Here is a 17,299-nt window from a genome sequence, read left to right as displayed (position 1 = left end):
AGACAGTTATGGCTGAAATGACATAGAAACAGCAAAACAGGACAGGGGAAGTAACATGCGCCACATTGGCTTCATTATGGAGAATGGGTTCCAGGTGATGGGTATGGCCGCATTAAGCGCCTTTGAATTCGCCAACGAGACCCTCGGCAGCGAGGTATACCGGCTGACCGTCATGTCTGAGAACGGTGGTTCAATTCGGTCGTCGCTTGGCATCGGCATTGAAACACAGCCGCTCATGGATTTCCCGGATACGTTGATGGTCGTCGGCGAATTGCTTCCTAAGCCTGTCTCTCCGGTTTTGAGGGATTACATCGCCCGCGCGGGGCGTGAGAGCCGGAGGGTGGCCGGCGTCTGCACCGGCGCATTTTTGCTGGCCGAGGCTGGTCTTCTGGATGGAAAAAGCGCCACCACCCACTGGGCTCACGCGCGCAGCCTGCAGGAACGGTTTCCCAATGTCCATGTCGATGACGACCGCATCTTCATCCAGGACGGCTCGATCTGGACGTCGGCGGGCATGAGTTCCGCTATCGATCTGACGCTGGCACTGATAGAGGACGATCATGGTGCCGAGCTTTCGCGATCCATTGCGCGCAAGCTGGTGGTGTACCACCGGCGGCCAGGAGGGCAGTCGCAGTTTTCGGCGCTCCTGGAGCTGGAGCCGCGCTCGGACCGGGTGCGGCGTGCGCTTGTCTATGCCAAGGAACATCTTCGAAATCCGCTAACGGTGGAGGAACTGGCGGAAGCCGCAAGCCTCAGCCCGCGCCAGTTTAGTCGCCTGTTTCGCGAGGAGACGGGGCAGTCGCCTGCTAAGGCCGTGGAGCGCCTGCGGCTCGAGGCGGCAAAAGTGATGCTCGAAGACGGTCGTCATCCCCTCGACATCGTTGCCCGCGATACCGGCTTTGCTGACCGCGACCGGATGCGTCGAGCATTCTTACGCTTTTTCGGCCAGCCGCCGCAGGGCCTGCGCCGCAGCCTGAAGCTGATAGAGGGCGTCGAAGACCCTGATCTGGTGCATTGACGCCCGCGTCCTGAATTGACGGTTCTATGTCATTCAAGACGAGGCCGACCAGATCTATTTTCTTTCATCAGGAGACCTCACAGCGGGTGATGAAAGGAAAACCTCATGTTCTCTTCCAGATACAATGATGGAATCGAGACCAGCCATGGCCGGCTCGCCATCCGCCTCGACGGACCGCAAGGAGGCATCCCGCTCCTTCTCCTGCAGCGCTTTCGAGGCACCATGGATGATTGGGATCCGGCTTTCATTGCAGCGATTGCCAAGGATCGCCGCATCATTCGCTTCGACAGCGCCGGCGTTGGACGATCGAACGGCACCGTGCCGGCGACCATCGGCGGGATGGCAGCCATCGCTGCCGACGTCGTGGCAGTGCTCGGGTTGTCTCAGGTTGATGTCCTCGGCTGGTCGTTGGGTGGAGCGGTTGGCCTGGAGTTTGCACTGAACTTCCCACATCTGGTCCGCCGGCTGATCGTCGCGGGCTCAAGTCCCGGACCCGTTGCAGAAGGTCCGCAGCAACATCCACGCGTGCCGCACGTCATGACGAAGAGCGAGAATGACGAGGACGACTTTCTTTTCCTGTTCTATCCATCAAGCGAATGCGCCACCGCCGCAGGCCGCTCCTCTCTCGCCCGTATCCGGTTACAGCCCGATTGTGGACCGGCAACGTCACCGCTAGCACTGATGATGCAGGTGAAGGCGATCTCTTCCTGGCCCGGCATATTGCACCGGGCGAGCGAACTCAGGCTGCCCATACTGGTCACCAATGGCGCGCATGACGTGATGATCCCGGCCTTTCGCTCTTACGTGCTGTCGCAGCAAGCACCCGATGCCAAGCTCATACTCTATCCGGATTCGGGTCATGCATTCCTGTTCCAGGAAATTGAAAGCTTCTCGCGCGACGTCGAGCAGTTCCTGGAAGGCTGAATTAGAAAACTCGTCACAAACCGACCAATCCACGATCCCACCAAGGAGAATGATCATGTCTGCCATTACCACTCTTTCCGATGAAGACGTCACGCCGCATGTTGCCGAAGTCTTTGCCGGCGCGAAGGCCTCCATGGGCAAGGTGCCAAATCTATTCCGCGTTCTCGCGCATGCTCCGGCCGCGCTGGATGTGTACACCGGCAGCAAGCGCCTTCTGCATGATGGTGTGCTGAGCCCGCAGGCTCAGGAGCAGATCGCCATCGCTATTGCGGCTGCCAATGGCTGCGACTACTGCCTTGCCGCCCACACCGGTGCGGCACGTGCAGTCGGTGTTTCCGCAGAGGACCGCGCCTCAGCACAGAGTGGCCACACCTCGGACGCGAAAATCCAAGTCGTCCTCGACCTGGCACTTGCCATCAACGCGACACATGGACAGGCTTCGGCGCCAGCTCTTGAAACGGCGCGCTCCTATGGATTGTCGGATGCTGAGATCCTGGAAACTGTAGCGCATGTCGCAATCAATATCCTGACCAATAGCGTCAACAACATCGTCGGAACGACGCTTGATTTCCCGAAGGTCGAACGCGTCTAGATCCTAGCGCGACACGATTAATAAGGCGAATGGCGGCCGAAGTGGTGCGGCCGCCAACTGTCGTCTTTCGCTCTCTAACAGGGTCGGCAGTCCTGCTCCCATCAACTGCCACACCGTAGGCCCCAGTTGCTGTGGTCAAGCCCGCGTTTCAAGAACAAGAAAGCTCCAACGGATGTCGGGGCGACCGAGCATATCGTCTCTTTCCATAACATTGATCGCGTGGAGGTCGTGAGATGCAGCAAGCTTGATCGTTTCCTCGGCCGAAACATCAAACATCCTCCGCCCCGCGGGAACGGGGCCGTGGCGTAAGGACATGCTGATCCTACCATCGGCATGGAGCAGCCCCGCCACAGATCTCATAGCCAAGCGCCGCTCCTCAGCGTCCAGATGCATCCAAACCGCCGTCAGCAGGATGAGGTTGAAGCGGCTTTGAGCCGCATGTAGCTGCCGCAGATCAGGAAGGTGGTCGGCACCCATTCGATCGGCTGTCCGGCATGTAGGCGCATTCCTTCGTGTCGAAGCTCATCAGTTGGCTCTACCGCGACGACTTCATGACCAAGCGCAGCGAGTGCTGCGGCGTCCCGTCCTGTGCCAGCGCCAATGTCGAGGACACGCGCTGACTGTCGCGGGAAGAGGTGGATCACGTCACGGTGCACTTCATCGAAGGTGATACTCTCATATTGATGTGCCAACGCCTTTGCATCCCTGCCGTACCCCAGCGTTCCTTTTATCATGCCCTTACCTCAAGGTCCGGTGAACCACTGAAAGTATCGTCCGCTCTCTCCTGCGCTTCATTTTCTCTCAGGATCAAATCAAGTTCCTCAATCTGCTTCTGGCTGAAGACAGCGATGCCTGCTTGCTTCAGAAAGCTCGCGGTCACGCCATTGCCGGAGATGGTGTTGCCTTGGAAGGAACCGTCATAAACAAAGGAACTCCCACAGGAAGGACTGCCATCGGTAAGGACGGCGTATTTGCATCCATGTGACAGAGCCAGTTCAAGAGCGGCGGCCGCGCCGTCGATGTAGAGACTGGTCACGTCCCTCCCGGTTTGTTCGAGTACAGATCCTTTGCCTCGCAGCACATCTTCGCCGGATCCTGTCGTCAACTCAGCAGACGGTCGCGGTGTTGGGAAGCCAACCGTGAGCTCGGGACATATAGACACGATGCGGCCCTCGCTCTGCCACCGGTCCAGTACCGGATGCTCGGCAAGCTTGTAGCTTCCGTCGTAGCGGACGTTCCGGCCCAGCAGGCACGACGAGACGAGAACTTTTCGGATCATCGAGGCGTCCGGTGACGGAGTGCAGAGGGTCCTTTGCCTTGCGTTCCAAATGGGTTCAGAGGCTTCTGTAGCAGTTGTGGCTTGCCCGTTGCTACCTCGACGAAACCCGCGGCGGTGTAAAATCGATAAGCTGTTCTGGTGCTACTGACGCGGAGCGCGCTTATTGTAGTCCTCCTCGCAGCGTTCTCCATCTCGCAGAGCATCATCTTGCTAACACCGCGGAAGCGAAAGTCTGGGTGGACGTAGTTCAGCAGGATCTCGCCGGCGGAGCTCATCAAGCAGACGCCAGCAAGCAGGTCGCGGTCCTCGACGATGTAGAAGAAGGGCTGTGTCTCCAGCCAGCTCATCCACGATCTAGATGTCTTGTTCGCCGTCCAGGCGTCTATAGCTGACGCGTCGCCTCCATGATCCATGCTGCATAGATCCGTGATCGAGCGGCGAAGGAGGGTGGCACCTTCCTCGGCGTCCAATGCCGTAGCGGGTCTTATCCTCATGCGCGATCCTCCAGCACGTCGTGGCGATCGCACCGGCTAGTGGGCGACGAGACCACCAGGAACACAACGTCGTTCTCACTATTGTTGCGCACCTGATGCGGCTTGCGCGCTGCGACCTCAACCCCTTTATGCGACAGGAGCTCGTAAGTCTGCCCGTCCACTTCCAGCGAGAGCGCGCCGGAAAGAACGTAGAAGAACTGTCGCGCGTGGACGTGATAGTGCCGAGTCTCGGCAGTGCCTGGCGGCATCCGCTCCTCAACGACGAGGAGATCCTCTCCTTGAACGAGCGGCCAGCCGTCGCACCTGTCTCCCCAGGTATAGTGGGGTGCAGTCTCTCTCCCTATAATCATGCTTCCCTCAGATCGCGCCCTCGAGCGCCACCAAAGCTGCGCCTCCCATCCCGTTCACGAGGATGTGCCGATGATCTGCACGGGAGCTCGGCGAAGCGGGCTGAGCAGGTCCGCCGGGCACTTCCTGCTGACGACAAGCACATCGACCTCATCGAGGCCGACAACGCTGTAGGCGGATACGGCACCGAGCTTTTCCCGTGAGCCAAGCACGATGGTCTCCGCAGCCTGGCGGCAGATCGCCCGCTTCACCGCTGCTTCCTCACGGTCTCCAGTTGTCAGGCCGTGCTCCGGATGGATGCCGGTCACGCCCATGAAGTACAGGTCCGTGCGGATCTGGCCGATGGCTTCGATGGCAACTGTGCCGACAGAGACGTTTGAATGCTTGAAGATGCGACCGCCGATCAACTCCACGTCCACGCCCGGATGATCAAGAAGCGCGGTTGCGACGTCGGGGCTGTGGGTCACAATGGTGGCCTTCAGGGCCTTCGGCAGGGCGCGTGCGAGCCTGATCGTCGTCGTGCCACCGTCCAGGAAGACGATTTGTCCCTCTTTGACCATACCGGCGGCGATCTTGGCGATCTCCGCCTTGTCGTCGGCGGAAACATTACGGCGTGTCGGAAGATCTGCGAGCGCCTTGGAGGCTGGAAGAGCGCCGCCGTGCACGCGTTGAAGCAGTCCTTCGCCTGCCAACTCCCGAAGGTCGCGGCGGATGGTGTCTTCGGAAAGCCCCAGCTTCTGGCTGAACTCCTTCGCAATGATCCGGCCTTCCTTGCCGAGACTGTCGAGGAGCAGCGCCTTGCGCTCAGTGGTCAGCATGTGGAGCTTCCTTTTGAAATGAATTCTTCGGGGACCTTTGCAATCTCCATTGCACCTGGCTCCAGTCCGCAGTGGCTCGTCAGTTTAGCCTCCCGATTGACTGCAGGAATTCCTGAATATGGAACCTCGCCGCGGAGCGCCCCTTGTCCGCGATGTAGAACCCGTGATCGCACCCGCGTAGGACGATGTGCCGAACAGCAGTTCCAGTTGCCCAGTCTTTACTCGGTGCAAAAGGATCGTGCTCCCCTGTCACAACAAGAGTTGGGACCTGTATATTTTTCGGATCCTCGTAACGTAGCCTTGTCGAGCCAATGCATATCAGAGCCTCGACTTGCATGCCCAAGCGAACAGCCTTCCATAGCAGCGTGCCGCCGGCACTGTAGCCCGTTCCTATAGCCACTTGGGGATACGTCTGGGCAAGCCTTGATGCAGCAAAGCCATATCCACCGTCCACAAGTGCTTGATGAATACCCTCTTCGCATTTTGAAGGGATTAGCAGGTCGCGGATATCCACGCGCCGAACGGGCTGCGTTGCCGTTAGTTGACGCAGACACTGACCAGGGGCGGGTGCATAGTGGATGTCGCCAATGATTATTTCGTTCCAGTTCATTGTTGAGGCTTCCGGCCGTTCCACCATTCCTGCTGATTGTTCTCTTCATGTTGCACGAATCGAAAAAGCATGCAATATCGCGCACTCGATGAGGGAGAGCGTGAATGTCTGTTGCAGATCGAGTTAGGGTCGAGCAGGTGACCACCCTGTCGGACGACTGGTATGTCCTGAAGAAGACGATCTTAAGCTTCCGACGGACGGACGGACAGTGGCAGAGGCAGAGCAGAGAGACTTACGACCGCGGCAATGGCGCGACGATCCTGCTCTACGATTTGCAGCATCGGAAGGTCTTACTCACGCGGCAGTTCCGCTACCCTGCTTTCGTCAACGGGCATGATGATCTCCTGATCGAAACACCCGCCGGACTTCTGGACAAGGCAACTCCGGAAGAGCGGATCCAGGCGGAGGTGGAGGAGGAAACCGGGTACCGCGTCAGCGATGTGAGGCAGGTGTTCGATGCGTTCATGAGCCCTGGCTCGGTGACGGAGCGCCTGCACTTCTTTGTGGCGGCCTATTCGGCCGCTGATGAAGTCTCCGAGGGCGGGGGCAACGCAGATGAAGGGGAAGACATCGAACGTCTAGAGCCGACAATCGAAGAGGCGCTGGCGATGATCGCCGATGGCCGCATCCGTGACGGCAAGACCATCATGCTTCTTCAGTATGCGGCGCTGCACATTTTCAAGGAGGCCGCATGTTCACCCTGAGAGCGGCAAAAGGCGAAGATCTAGCGCGCAACTTCGAGATCTGGCGCACTTCGGTTCAGGCGACGCACGACTTCCTCTTGCCGAAGGACTTCGCGGAGATCGCTGAGCTTGTCGAGAAGTCGTATTTGCCATCGGGCAACTTCACAATCGCGGTTGACGCCGACGACCTAGCCCACGGGTTCATCGGCGTGACCGGAGATCATGTCGATGCCTTGTTCGTCCACGCCGGAAGCAGGGGAAAGGGCGTGGGCCGCCTTCTTCTTGAGACGTTCTCGTCGGATCGCGACGAGGTGACAGTCGATGTGAACGAGCAGAATAGCTCTGGCAGGATGTTCTACGAGAAGATGGGCTTTCAGATCACGGGCCGTTCCGACTTCGACGATGCGGGTCGCCCGTACCCGCTCCTGCATATGCGGTGGAGGCGGACATGACGGATCTCGTACCGCTTGATCGGGAGAGGGATGCAGAGGCTGTTCTTCAGGTGTTTCGGTCTGCCACGGATTACGTGCTTCTTGAAACCGGCTCGTTGCCGACGATGGAGAATGTGTGGGAGTTCCTCGATGATGCACCGCCTGGCCAAGCCTCGGATGACGTACTCAAGCTCGGGATCGTTGGTGCAGGAAAGCTGATGGGTGTAGCGGATCTGGCTTTCGGTTATCCGAGTTCCGAAGACGCATATATCGGCCTGATGCTCATCGACAACACGGATCGCGGAAAGGGTTTCGGACGAGCCGCCCTTGCGCAGCTAGAGTTGCTGGCAAAGGAGAGAAAGGCAACAAGGCTGCTTCTGGCGGTTCTTGAAGACAATGTGACGGCGGCGCGGTTCTGGGAAGGGAACGGCTTCAGCCTGGAGCTGCGCACCGAGCCCGTTGTTCTCGGGAAAAAGACGTGTGTCCGTCTGAGATACGTGAAGCAGCTCTCCCAAGTGAACTTTTCCATCCGTATGTACCGTCCGCAGGATCTGGACAGCGTGATCGATGTCTTCATCCGCGCGATCCGCGAAACTGCCGCCAGGGACTATTCGCCCGCGCAGGTTGATGCATGGGCACAGGCCGATCGGCAGCTATGGTCACAGCGCCGGATGAGCAGGCCTACATGGGTCGCAGACGTTGATGGGAAGCCCATAGGCTTCATTGATCTGGAGCCTGATGGTCACATCGACATGATGTATGTCGATCCTCGATATCTGGGGCAGGGGGTGGCGAAACAACTCCTGCAGACGGTGGAAGCACAAGCTCGCACGGGCAGCCTGCAGAGACTGTACTCAGAGGTCAGTCTGACCGCACGTTCATTCTTCGAAAAAAATGGCTTCCAGGTGGTCGAGCCAGAAACTGTGTTTCGAAGCGGCGAGTACTTCGATCGGTTCAAGATGGCGAAGGACTTGACGTGAAGCGGAAAGCGGCGTTTCCGCCGATCCTGCCCGTCAGTCAATCTGGACTTGTCGGGGGCTCTGCGGACGTTTCGATTAGGAGCGAATTCATGAAACGGCTTGCAGGCAAGCACTGCGTCATCACAGGAGCTGCGCGAAGCATCGGGCTGGCTATCGCGGAAAGGTTCAGTGCTGAAGTGAGCAGGTAATCCTGCGCGACAGCACAGTCTGGGATGGAGCGGCAGCGGCGCAACGTCTTGGGTGCGAGTTCCTGGAGCTTGATGTTCGCGATGAGGAAGATTGGGCTCGCTTGGAGAAGCACGTTCCGGAACTCGATGTCATGGTGATCAATGCTGGAGTACGGGCTTCGATGAGGCGTACGGGACGGTTACGCTCAAGGATGACGTGGTCGCGACAGAGGAGGCAATCGCCAAGGCGAAGCATCCAGTGATCCTGGTCGGCCATTCATACGGCGGCTCGGTCATTACCCAAGCTGGCAATGACCCAAAGGTCCGCAGCCTTGTTTATCTGGCCGCCTTCGCTCCGGATGAGGGCGAGTCCGTCGCCAAACTGGCAGAGAAGAAAGTGCCGGGCGAGCCAAGCGCACCGCTCCTGCCGCCTAAGGATGGCTTTCTGATCGTTGATCCTGCCAAGTTTGCTACCGCGTTTGCCGGCGACGTGGATGCCAAGACGACGGCATTCATGGCCAATGCTCAGCTTCCTTGGGGATTGGGCGCCGTTGGCGGCGTCATCACCAAGCCTGCCTGGAAGGGCAAGCCCAGCTACTTCCTTGTGGCGACCAATGACCGGATGGTGCCGCCTACGGCCCAACGGGACATGGCGAAACGTGCTGGCGCCACGGTGAAGGAAATCGCGAGCAGCCACGCCGTGATGATGTCTCACCCGGACGTAGTAACTGCCTTCATTGAAGGTGCGGACGGGGCGTCAAAATAGGTGGACGCAATGCTTGGGCGTCCAGACAATCGAGCTGCCGACACCCCTTTCTGGATCCTCAATCACGCATAGAAAAGCCCGCCCGATCACGAGTGACCGGGCGGGCGCTATAGAATGAACGCTGCGATAGCGCACTGCCAGCCCGATTAGCACAAGGTGAAACGGGTTGAGGAAGGAAAGCAGCGTCGCTTGCCTGTTGTCAGACACGCTTGACTATAAATGCATCATCCGGTACCAAGGCGGCCGAGACCTAACTCTGTCTCCGTAGGCGTTACCGTCATCCAACGCGTCCTTTGTCGAGGGGTTCCCAGCAGGGAAAACTCGGCGATCTCAACAGGACGCTTATCATGACCTTAACACGAAGTGACGCATTAACTCCGCCTGCCGTTTCCACATTCTCCGCTCTTTCTCCAATTGTTGTCGCGGTCTTCCTGGGCTTTCTTGCCTTCAGTGTTCCCCTCGGCGCCTTGTCTCTCGAGATTGGCCATCGACTTGGCTTCGACGCGGTCGTTGTCGGTGCAGTGATTGGGCTGCAGTCCCTGGCGACCCTTGTGACGCGCCACAAGGCGGGCGGACTCGCTGATCATCGTGGGCCGCGTTTTGCAGTCCTCTGGGGGCTGCCGATCACAGCCAGTTCCGGCCTATTATATGACCTCTCGACGCTTCCCCTCGGCGCCGACGGAAGTCTCGCGCTCTTGGTGTTGGGACAGTTGATCATGGGCCTCGGTCAAAGCCTCTTTCTCACAGGATTGATGAGCTGGGGCATTGCCCGAATGGGTGAAAGCCGCACCGGAAAGGTGATGTCTTGGACGGGCATTGCCATCTATGCGTCCCTGGCCGTCGGCGCACCAGTAGGCCTTGCCGTCCAAGCTGCATACGGTTTTGCCGTTGTCGGAGCTGTAGTTTTGATCGCGCCTGCTGTCGCATTCACCTTATCCCTGTTCCTGCCCCCGACGCCTGCATCCGGAACTCATCGCGTTCCTTTCCACCGCGTTATCGGCTTGATCTGGAAGCCCGGCCTTGTGCTTGCCCTTGCAACCGTTCCGTTCGCGGTGATGGAAGCCTTCCTACCGCTCTACTACACGGCATCCGGCTGGTCAGAGCCCGGCGTCGCCCTATTTGCTTTCGGCGCCGCCTACATTGTTGTTCGCCTGATCGGCTCAGGTTTCGCGGATCGTTTCGGTGCATCTCCTGTCGCGATATGTTCTCTGTGCCTCGAAGCCGTTGGGCAGGCATTGCTGTGGCTGGCTCCTGTTTCAGTCGTTGCCGTGGCTGGCGCTGCGCTCACAGGTGCCGGGTTTTCGCTGATCTTTCCATCAATGGGAGTTCTTGCGACCCGATCCGTTCCGCCGGCGCAGCGCGGGCGTGCAGTGGGTAACTTTATCGCCTTCTCAGACATGGCGCTCGGAGTGACGGCTCCCGCCGTTGGATTGCTCTCCCAATCATCCGGCATCGCAAGCGCTTTCCTCGTTGGGACGTGCGCCACATGCGCTGCCGTTGTTCTGCTTCCATCGGTGCGGGCCCAAAGCCAAGCCTGAACCACGAAATGAGCGGCTGCTTACGCAGTTCTTCAATCACATGCCAGAGCAAGATCCGCGCCTTCGTGGCCTACAGCGGCTTGCGCTATTCTCTCAACAAAACATCTGGAGCCAACAACATGAACATCACAGGCAATACCATCCTTATCACAGGCGGTACGAGCGGCATTGGACGGGCTCTTGCTGAGGCATTTCATCGCCTCGGCAACCGCGTCATCATTGCTGGTCGCCGGCAGCCCCTGATCGATGAAATCACCGCCAAGCATGAAGGCATGGTCGGTCTTCAGCTCGACGTAGACGACCCAGCCTCCCTGTCATCGGCGGTCGCACATATCCGTTCCCGATTTCCTGAACTCAACGTCCTCATTGCCAATGCCGGGATCTCGAGATCCGAGGATCTGGCCGCCGACCATTGGACTGCATCTGACGCAGAGGCAATTGTGCGCACCAACATCCTGGGTGTGCTGCACTTGACTGCGGCATTTCTTCCCTTGTTGAAAAGGAACCCGGATGCCACCATTATAGCGACAAGTTCCGCGCTTGCTTTCGTGCCCCGGGCCGACTTCCCGACCTATTGCGCGAGCAAGGCATTCCTTCACTCCTGGCTAACCTCTCTGCGCCACCAGCTGCGCAAGATACCTGTCGAAGTGCTCGAACTTTCCCCTCCTTACGTGCAGACGGAACTCACCGGAGCCGCGCAAGCCTCGGATCCACGCGCCATGCCGCTCGATGCATTCATTGAAGAGGTGATCGAGATGTTGAGGCAAGGTGATCACCCTGGCGGGGAGATCCTGCTGGCGCGGGATCAGCCGAGGCGGCGAGCGGAGCGTGACGGTACCTACGATAGCATCTTCGCCGCCATGAACCCTAGCTAAAGGCAGACAAGATGCTTCTCAAGTCAATCTTCTTCGCCGCGGCATGTGCCGTGGCGGCCCTTCCAATGCCTGGTTCCTGTTCCGACGGCCAAACCGTCGATGACCGTCTTGCCAAGCGCCTAGAGAGTGGGCGGCGAGGTCTGAACCGAAACAAGGCCCGCAGCCTGTCCCCCGGTCGCAGCAAGGAGCGAAGTGCCGGGACGGCAACTATGCGCCAACTGCACTCATTGCTTTGACGACATAAATCTTTATGGTGACCGCGACACCATCCACGGCCAAGGTTCCGTTCGCAGGGAATTTTCGCCTAAGCGTTCCACAAACAAATCCACGACAACTCCCGCGTCCCTGTGCCGAATGCAAGCATTCGGACGGACGTTTATATTTCACGGGTGCATCAATGAGCAAACTCGTACTTCTCTCCGGCTGCTCAGGCGGAGGTAAATCGACACTTCTCGCAGAACTTGCCAAGCGAGGTTTTGCCGTCACGGAGGAACCGGGGCGTCGCATCGTCAAACAGCAACTCGAAAGCGCCGGCGACGCCTTGCCATGGGTCAACATGGCCGGGTTTGCTCAACGTGCAATTGGGATGGCCGTCCAGGACTTGCAGAATGCTCAAAAACAATCTCGCTTGACCTTTTTTGATCGAGGGCTCATCGATGCCGTCGCCGCTCTGCACCATGCAACGGGGGAGGCAATTTCGAACGATCTGGTCGCTCAGAACCGCTACCATGACGAAGTCTTCATGACCCCTCCATGGCCTGAAATCTATCACGCCGATGCAGAGCGACGTCTCAAAATAGAGGACGCAATTGCCGAATACGAGCGCCTCAGACAGGTATTCCCAGCGCTCGGCTATAGAGTCCGGGTGTTACCTAAATTGGCTGTCGAGCAACGCGCGGATTTCGTTTTAAGGCATTTGCCTCGGGAGCTGTTCTTATGAGATCGGCTTCCTGTTGATGTCCGCCGTGCACCAAGACCGACTATGGAAGGAGTGTCGTATCCGAAGATCGGCTTGGGTGGTGATCATAAACTCCGGTCGAATCGTCCCTCCCGGCAACCAAGGTTCTTTGCTTACCAGTCTGAGTTCTCATAGCGAAAGGAGCGGGTCGTCGGTTCGATTCCTCTCAAGAGCTGCATTATTTCCGTTGTTAAAAGCTGGTGGGCTCGAGGGTGCGATGGCCTCTCGCCTACCTCATATCGCTATCTAGCATGCCACCGACTTTTGTTGTTTCAATCGGCCGCCACGGGAATTTCAATTGGTCAAGGCTTGACTTTCAATTGGTCATCACCGTAGTTTCAAGCGGTCACCAATGGAATGAAGCTATGGTGCTGTATCCAAGGCTCGTTGAGCAACGCGTTGCCGACGCCATGTCAGACACGCGAGTCGTTCTGATCGTAGGTCCCCGACAATCAGGCAAAACGACGTTGGCCAGGAAGATGGCCAACGAGGGGATGGAGTATTACACGCTGGACAACGGGACGACCCTGGAGGCAGCACAACAGGATCCAGTTGGCTTTGTAAGGGGTATGGACCGCGCCATTATCGATGAGATTCAGCGCGCTCCCGAGCTGTTGTTGGCGATCAAGGAGAGTGTGGACACCGACCAGCGCCCAGGGCGTTTCCTCCTGACCGGTTCAGCCAATCTTATGACGCTGCCACGCGTGGCAGACTCGCTCGCAGGGCGCATGGAGGTCGTTCGATTGCTGCCGCTTGCGCAAAGCGAGATCAGAAGGTCCGGCAGCAGCTTCCTGCGTGACGCCTTTCAAAACGAAGCAAAGGCCGGAGAACCAATCGTCGGAGACGACCTGATGGCTGCGGTTCTGGCCGGTGGATATCCCGAGGCATTGGGCCGCAAAACCTTGAGCCGCAGACAGGACTGGTATGCGGATTACATCCAGGCGATCGTTCAACGCGATGTTCGCGATGTTGCGCAAATCGAGCAGATTGCTCAAATGCCGCGACTGCTACGCATTCTGGCAGAGCATTCGGGCCAGCTCGTGAACTATTCCGGGATCGGGGCTGCAATCGGGATGAACCACATCACAACGCAAAAATACGTCGGAATCTTCGAGAGCCTGTTCCTCGCTCGAACCGTGCAACCTTGGTTTTCCAATAAACTGAAACGCCTGACCAAGACACCCAAAATACATTTCCTCGATTCTGGTCTTCTCGCATCCCTTCGTGACCTCTCTCTTGAGCGCCTCCGCGACGACAGGGGCCAGTTCGGGGCGTTGCTGGAGACTTTCGTTTTTGGGGAGATCCTCAAACTCGCCAGCGGTGGGCAAACTCGCTTCGAGTTTTCGCACTTTCGGGACAAGCAGCAGAACGAAGTCGATATCGTCATCGAAGACAGAAGAGGGCGGATCGTCGGTATTGAGATAAAAGCGGCGGCAACCGTCTCGAATTCCGATTTTTCGGGGTTGCGAATTTTGGCCGAAGCGTCCGGAGAAAAGTTTGTTTCGGGTATCGTCTTGTACGACCATGACAGGGTGATCCCTTTCGGGGAACGTTTGTCCGCTGTTCCAATATCGGCATTGTGGCGTTAGCGCGTAAGAATTTCGCTTCAGTCTCCAGACTCGAGCATTGAAGCTTCGACGGGTTTCGATAACAACTTGGCCTTATGTTCGATTCCCATCAAGGCGACCATCGTTTGCGCACGTTGTAAAGCAAGTTGCTTATATTTGCTTTGGCTTTCGTCCTGCTCTCATCGGTTTCGGCCGATCCCCGGTGGGAGGCTCAGAGAAGAATTCAGAAATATCCGCAACCAGAGCGAGGGCTAATCTATCGAGGAGATCGACCGAAGCGTTGTGCTTTCCTCTCTCCAGATCACTGATAACGGTTCGGTCCACCTGAGCGTCGACAGCAAGATTCTCCTGGGTGATGTTCCGCAGGGAGCGAAGATTTCGCAGATTCCAAGCTATGCGCGCACGAGTGTCCATAGCCCATGGGCACCATCTTGCATTGCATTAATCCATGGGATATAACCGACATATTATCACAACGTCGTCGCTTGTGCGTCGCGATGGTCACTGTCTGCGAGGGCAGGTGGGGCAAACCTATGGAATTACGCCAGCTATCCTACTTCGTTGCGGTGGCCGAGGAGCTGCATTTCGGCAGAGCTGCAGCCAAGGTGCACATCGCCCAGCCAGCTCTGTCGAACCAGGTCATGGCGCTGGAGAAGGAACTCGGCGTGCAGCTCTTCATCCGCTCGACCAGGCGGGTGGAGCTGACAAGGGCAGGGGCGGCGTTCTATGAGCGATCGGTGCGGATCTTAAGTGAGATCGATCTGTCGAGGGAGATCGCGAGGTCGGTGGCCGGCAAGGCGGCGAGGAAGATTGCCATCGGCACCGTCTATCCCGCCACCATCGGCGTGCTGCCGTCCTTCCTGTCGCGCATCGGCCGCAAATATCCCGATATCCGCATGCATATCGAAAGCGGCACCACCGATGACATCATCCGCCATATCGAGGCAGGCCGCATCAACCTCGGCTTCATTAGGCCGGTGGAGAATATCGGTTCGTTGCGCTTCTTCTCGATCGCCCATGAGCGCTACCTGCTGGCGGTCGCCAAAGAGAGCCCGCTGTCATTGAAGAGCGAGATCGATCTTGAGGATCTGCGCTCCGAAAAGATCATCTCGTTTTCCCGTCAGAACCTCTCCTACAGCGAGCGCTATTTCGCCGAAAAGTTCGAGGAGCACGATCTGACTGATAATGTCACCTACACCTGCGACGACACCTTCTCGCTGGTGTCGCTGGTCTCGGCCGGCCTTGGCATCGGCTTCGTGCCGGAATGGACGCAGGATCTGCCCAACCGCGGCTTTGAATTGAAGAAGGTGAGGGGGATCGATTTCAAGATCGGCCTTGGTGTCGCCTGGAACCGGGAGGATCCGACTGCCGGCCGTGACGACATCATCGATATTGCGCGGTCGCTGGTGCGGCCGGGGAGGTGAGGGGAGGCACCGCCGGCCACAGATCGTGATGGGACTACCGAGGTAACGATGTATCAACCTTAACGTTGCTAAATTTAGACCTGAGCCATTCCGCGATAATATCCGCTCGATCGGGGCAGCTAATGCGGTCACCGGAAACAACTTTCGGGGCACGGTTGTAGAGAATTATACCATGCGCAGAAAGTTCGACTTCATATTCCAATATCAGGTCATCCTCCTCGTATCTTACTGTATGACGATGAGGCATTGAAATCTTATGATCAGTCATTCTAGAATCCTTGGATCATCTTCACGCCATCATTCAATGATGTCCCATTTCCTATCGTTACTTGCTGTCCGCTCGTTGAACGGATTGTCACTCAGAGCTGGCTCGGGAATCTGTACAACTAGGATAAGTGGAATTTCTGCCTGAATTCGGCTTAGATACCAGGAACAAGACGAGCGCGCCGGAACCATAGCCCGGCTTTCAAGGCGAAGGTGGCACTTGCCGCCATCAGAGGTGAGCTTACGCTGGTGGAGTAGTCCCAGCAGTTCGATGTGCACGCCAACCAGATCAAGCAATGGAAAGACCAGCTCCTTAAGGGTTTACAGGAGTTTTTGGCGATGAAACCAAGGCCGAACCGGCCGGTCCAACCGTCGATGTCAAACGCTTCATGCCAAGATCGGCGAACTGACACTGGAGAACGATTTTTTATCCGGTGCGCTCGGCAAGGCGGGATTGCTGGGCGGAAAGAAAATGATGAACCGCGAGTTTCTCGGCTTCAGCCGTGGGAGCGTCTATTATCTACCGCGTCCATTGTCCGACGGTGATCTGGCCTTGATGCGTCGACGAACTGCATCTGGACTACCCGTTTGCCGGAAGTCGAATGTTTCAAGGGCTCTTGAGGGGAGAAGGGCTGGAAACTGGGCGGCTGCACATCGCCACGCTGATGAAGAAGATGGGCATCGAAGCGATCTACCGTCGGCCGAACACCTCCAAACCAGCACCTGGGCACAAAATCTATCCCTATCTTCTGCGCAAGTTGGCGGTTACCCGACCCAACCAGGTGTGGGCAATGGACCTGACATCTATTCCGATGGCACGGCTTTGTCTATCTCTGCGCCGTCGTAGATTGGTTCAGTCGCCGTGTGCTCTCATGGCGGCTGTCGATCACGATGGAAGCGGCCTTCTGTATCGCAGCAGTCGAGGAAGCTTTGGTCCGTTGGCAAACCCGGCATCTTCAATACGGACCAGGGATCGCAGTTTACCTTTGTCGACTTCATGGCGGTGCTGAAGAAGGCGGAAATCCCCATCTCGATGGATGGCAAGGGTGCGTGGGGGGACAACGTGTTCGTCGAACGGCTCTGGCGTTCGATCAAATAGGAAGTCTACCTCCACGCCTACAAGACCGTGTCCGAAGCCCGCATCGGCATTGGCCGATATCTGACCTTTTAAAATAGCCGACGCCCACATTCATCCCTTGACCGGCATACACCGGATCAGGCCTACTTCAACGCGCTGGCACCAATGACGGTGGCGGCATAATCGAGGCGGAAATCCACTTAGCGAAACGCCCGAAACTGTTCAGACAAACTGAGCCACCTCTGACACCCCGCTGCACGCGTTGGCGCTCCTGGACGCCGCTGCCGAGATCATCGAAAAGATGCTCGACGAGTCGCCGGCCTAAACAACCAGCCATTCGAGCTTCTCGTATTCGGTTGGTCCTAAACCGATAGATTTCATGAAGTCGTTTAAATAACAATAGTGACCGGCCCCAGGAACCTCTGACCAATGAGCGGGTCCGATTTCACTTTCCTTTAGCCATGTCTCTTCAGATTCCTCGCAT

General features: G+C 57.6%; 19 protein-coding genes and 1 pseudogene. 13 read left to right on the top strand and 7 right to left on the bottom strand.

Features of this window, described 5'->3' with window-relative positions; translation table 11 throughout:
* The first annotated feature begins 55 nt into the window (after window positions 1-55).
* The 3 genes from EV281_RS27000 (at window position 56) to EV281_RS26990 (ending at window position 2,534) form a co-directional block, all read left to right on the top strand.
* A complete protein-coding gene (locus tag EV281_RS27000) occupies window positions 56-1,018 on the top strand; it encodes a GlxA family transcriptional regulator (RefSeq protein WP_132657453.1) in 963 nt (320 codons plus the stop codon).
* A 105-nt stretch (window positions 1,019-1,123) separates the two neighbouring features.
* Complete coding sequence (locus tag EV281_RS26995) at window positions 1,124-1,942, top strand: alpha/beta hydrolase (protein WP_132657452.1); 819 nt, start codon at window positions 1,124-1,126, stop codon at window positions 1,940-1,942.
* A gap of 55 nt (window positions 1,943-1,997) precedes the next feature.
* Window positions 1,998-2,534 (top strand): carboxymuconolactone decarboxylase family protein, encoded by a 537-nt coding sequence (locus tag EV281_RS26990; RefSeq protein WP_132657450.1) that lies wholly within the window; start codon window positions 1,998-2,000, stop codon window positions 2,532-2,534.
* 404 nt (window positions 2,535-2,938) lie between these two features.
* On the opposite strand, the gene EV281_RS31485 is transcribed toward EV281_RS26990, so the two are convergent.
* From EV281_RS31485 to EV281_RS26960, 6 genes are all read right to left on the bottom strand, one after another.
* Entirely contained in the window at window positions 2,939-3,268 is a 330-nt protein-coding gene (locus EV281_RS31485) for a methyltransferase domain-containing protein (RefSeq protein WP_207896898.1), read from the bottom strand.
* The gene (locus EV281_RS26980; protein WP_132657448.1) at window positions 3,265-3,813 is read right to left on the bottom strand and encodes a DUF523 domain-containing protein; all 549 of its coding nucleotides are present in this window, start codon (window positions 3,811-3,813) and stop codon (window positions 3,265-3,267) included. Before EV281_RS26980 ends, EV281_RS31485 begins: the two co-directional genes overlap by 4 nt.
* Entirely contained in the window at window positions 3,810-4,307 is a 498-nt protein-coding gene (locus EV281_RS26975; RefSeq protein ID WP_132657446.1) for a GNAT family N-acetyltransferase, read from the bottom strand. Before EV281_RS26975 ends, EV281_RS26980 begins: the two co-directional genes overlap by 4 nt.
* Window positions 4,304-4,657 carry a cupin domain-containing protein gene (locus tag EV281_RS26970; protein ID WP_132657444.1) on the bottom strand — a complete coding sequence of 118 codons (354 nt, stop codon included), beginning with the start codon at window positions 4,655-4,657 and terminating at the stop codon, window positions 4,304-4,306. Before EV281_RS26970 ends, EV281_RS26975 begins: the two co-directional genes overlap by 4 nt.
* Before the next feature lie 54 nt (window positions 4,658-4,711).
* Window positions 4,712-5,473, bottom strand: a complete 762-nt coding sequence (locus tag EV281_RS26965; RefSeq protein ID WP_132657443.1) for a DeoR/GlpR family DNA-binding transcription regulator — start codon at window positions 5,471-5,473, stop codon at window positions 4,712-4,714.
* A 79-nt stretch (window positions 5,474-5,552) separates the two neighbouring features.
* A complete protein-coding gene (locus EV281_RS26960; RefSeq protein ID WP_132657441.1) occupies window positions 5,553-6,083 on the bottom strand; it encodes an alpha/beta hydrolase in 531 nt (176 codons plus the stop codon).
* Between the two features lie 104 nt (window positions 6,084-6,187).
* Between EV281_RS26960 and EV281_RS26955 the strand changes: the two genes are divergently transcribed.
* The 8 genes from EV281_RS26955 to EV281_RS26915 all read left to right on the top strand — a co-directional run bounded on the left by EV281_RS26955 (window position 6,188) and on the right by EV281_RS26915 (window position 14,070).
* The gene (locus EV281_RS26955) at window positions 6,188-6,787 is read left to right on the top strand and encodes an NUDIX domain-containing protein (protein ID WP_132657440.1); all 600 of its coding nucleotides are present in this window, start codon (window positions 6,188-6,190) and stop codon (window positions 6,785-6,787) included.
* On the top strand, window positions 6,775-7,218 hold the full coding sequence (locus EV281_RS26950) for an acetyltransferase (protein ID WP_132657438.1): 444 nt from the start codon (window positions 6,775-6,777) through the stop codon (window positions 7,216-7,218). Before EV281_RS26955 ends, EV281_RS26950 begins: the two co-directional genes overlap by 13 nt.
* Window positions 7,215-8,177, top strand: a complete 963-nt coding sequence (locus EV281_RS26945; protein WP_132657436.1) for a GNAT family N-acetyltransferase — start codon at window positions 7,215-7,217, stop codon at window positions 8,175-8,177. The genes EV281_RS26950 and EV281_RS26945 overlap by 4 nt, the downstream gene beginning before the upstream one ends.
* Before the next feature lie 279 nt (window positions 8,178-8,456).
* The gene (locus EV281_RS26935) at window positions 8,457-9,110 is read left to right on the top strand and encodes an alpha/beta hydrolase (protein ID WP_132657434.1); all 654 of its coding nucleotides are present in this window, start codon (window positions 8,457-8,459) and stop codon (window positions 9,108-9,110) included.
* A 347-nt stretch (window positions 9,111-9,457) separates the two neighbouring features.
* Window positions 9,458-10,648, top strand: coding sequence for an MFS transporter (locus tag EV281_RS26930; RefSeq protein WP_207896897.1), 1,191 nt, complete (start codon window positions 9,458-9,460; stop codon window positions 10,646-10,648).
* A gap of 65 nt (window positions 10,649-10,713) precedes the next feature.
* Complete coding sequence (locus EV281_RS26925; RefSeq protein ID WP_245508368.1) at window positions 10,714-11,523, top strand: SDR family NAD(P)-dependent oxidoreductase; 810 nt, start codon at window positions 10,714-10,716, stop codon at window positions 11,521-11,523.
* A gap of 397 nt (window positions 11,524-11,920) precedes the next feature.
* The gene (locus EV281_RS26920; RefSeq protein WP_132657432.1) at window positions 11,921-12,463 is read left to right on the top strand and encodes an AAA family ATPase; all 543 of its coding nucleotides are present in this window, start codon (window positions 11,921-11,923) and stop codon (window positions 12,461-12,463) included.
* Window positions 12,464-12,846: 383 nt separating this feature from the next.
* Entirely contained in the window at window positions 12,847-14,070 is a 1,224-nt protein-coding gene (locus EV281_RS26915) for an ATP-binding protein (RefSeq protein ID WP_132657564.1), read from the top strand.
* A gap of 129 nt (window positions 14,071-14,199) precedes the next feature.
* On the opposite strand, the gene EV281_RS26910 is transcribed toward EV281_RS26915, so the two are convergent.
* The gene (locus EV281_RS26910) at window positions 14,200-14,463 is read right to left on the bottom strand and encodes a helix-turn-helix transcriptional regulator (RefSeq protein ID WP_132657430.1); all 264 of its coding nucleotides are present in this window, start codon (window positions 14,461-14,463) and stop codon (window positions 14,200-14,202) included.
* 119 nt (window positions 14,464-14,582) lie between these two features.
* Between EV281_RS26910 and EV281_RS26905 the strand changes: the two genes are divergently transcribed.
* Both EV281_RS26905 and EV281_RS26900 read left to right on the top strand, forming a co-directional pair.
* Window positions 14,583-15,473: a LysR family transcriptional regulator gene (locus EV281_RS26905; protein WP_132657429.1), complete on the top strand. Its 891-nt coding sequence runs from the start codon at window positions 14,583-14,585 to the stop codon at window positions 15,471-15,473.
* Window positions 15,474-15,896: 423 nt separating this feature from the next.
* Window positions 15,897-16,998 (top strand): annotated as a pseudogene (locus EV281_RS26900) (IS3 family transposase).
* Window positions 16,999-17,299: the final 301 nt, after the last annotated feature.

Origin of the sequence: Rhizobium sp. BK418, assembly GCF_004341105.1 — a bacterium.
GTDB lineage: Bacteria > Pseudomonadota > Alphaproteobacteria > Rhizobiales > Rhizobiaceae > Rhizobium.
Note: the sequence above shows the minus strand (reverse complement) of the source record. Positions and strands in the feature narration are given on the sequence as shown.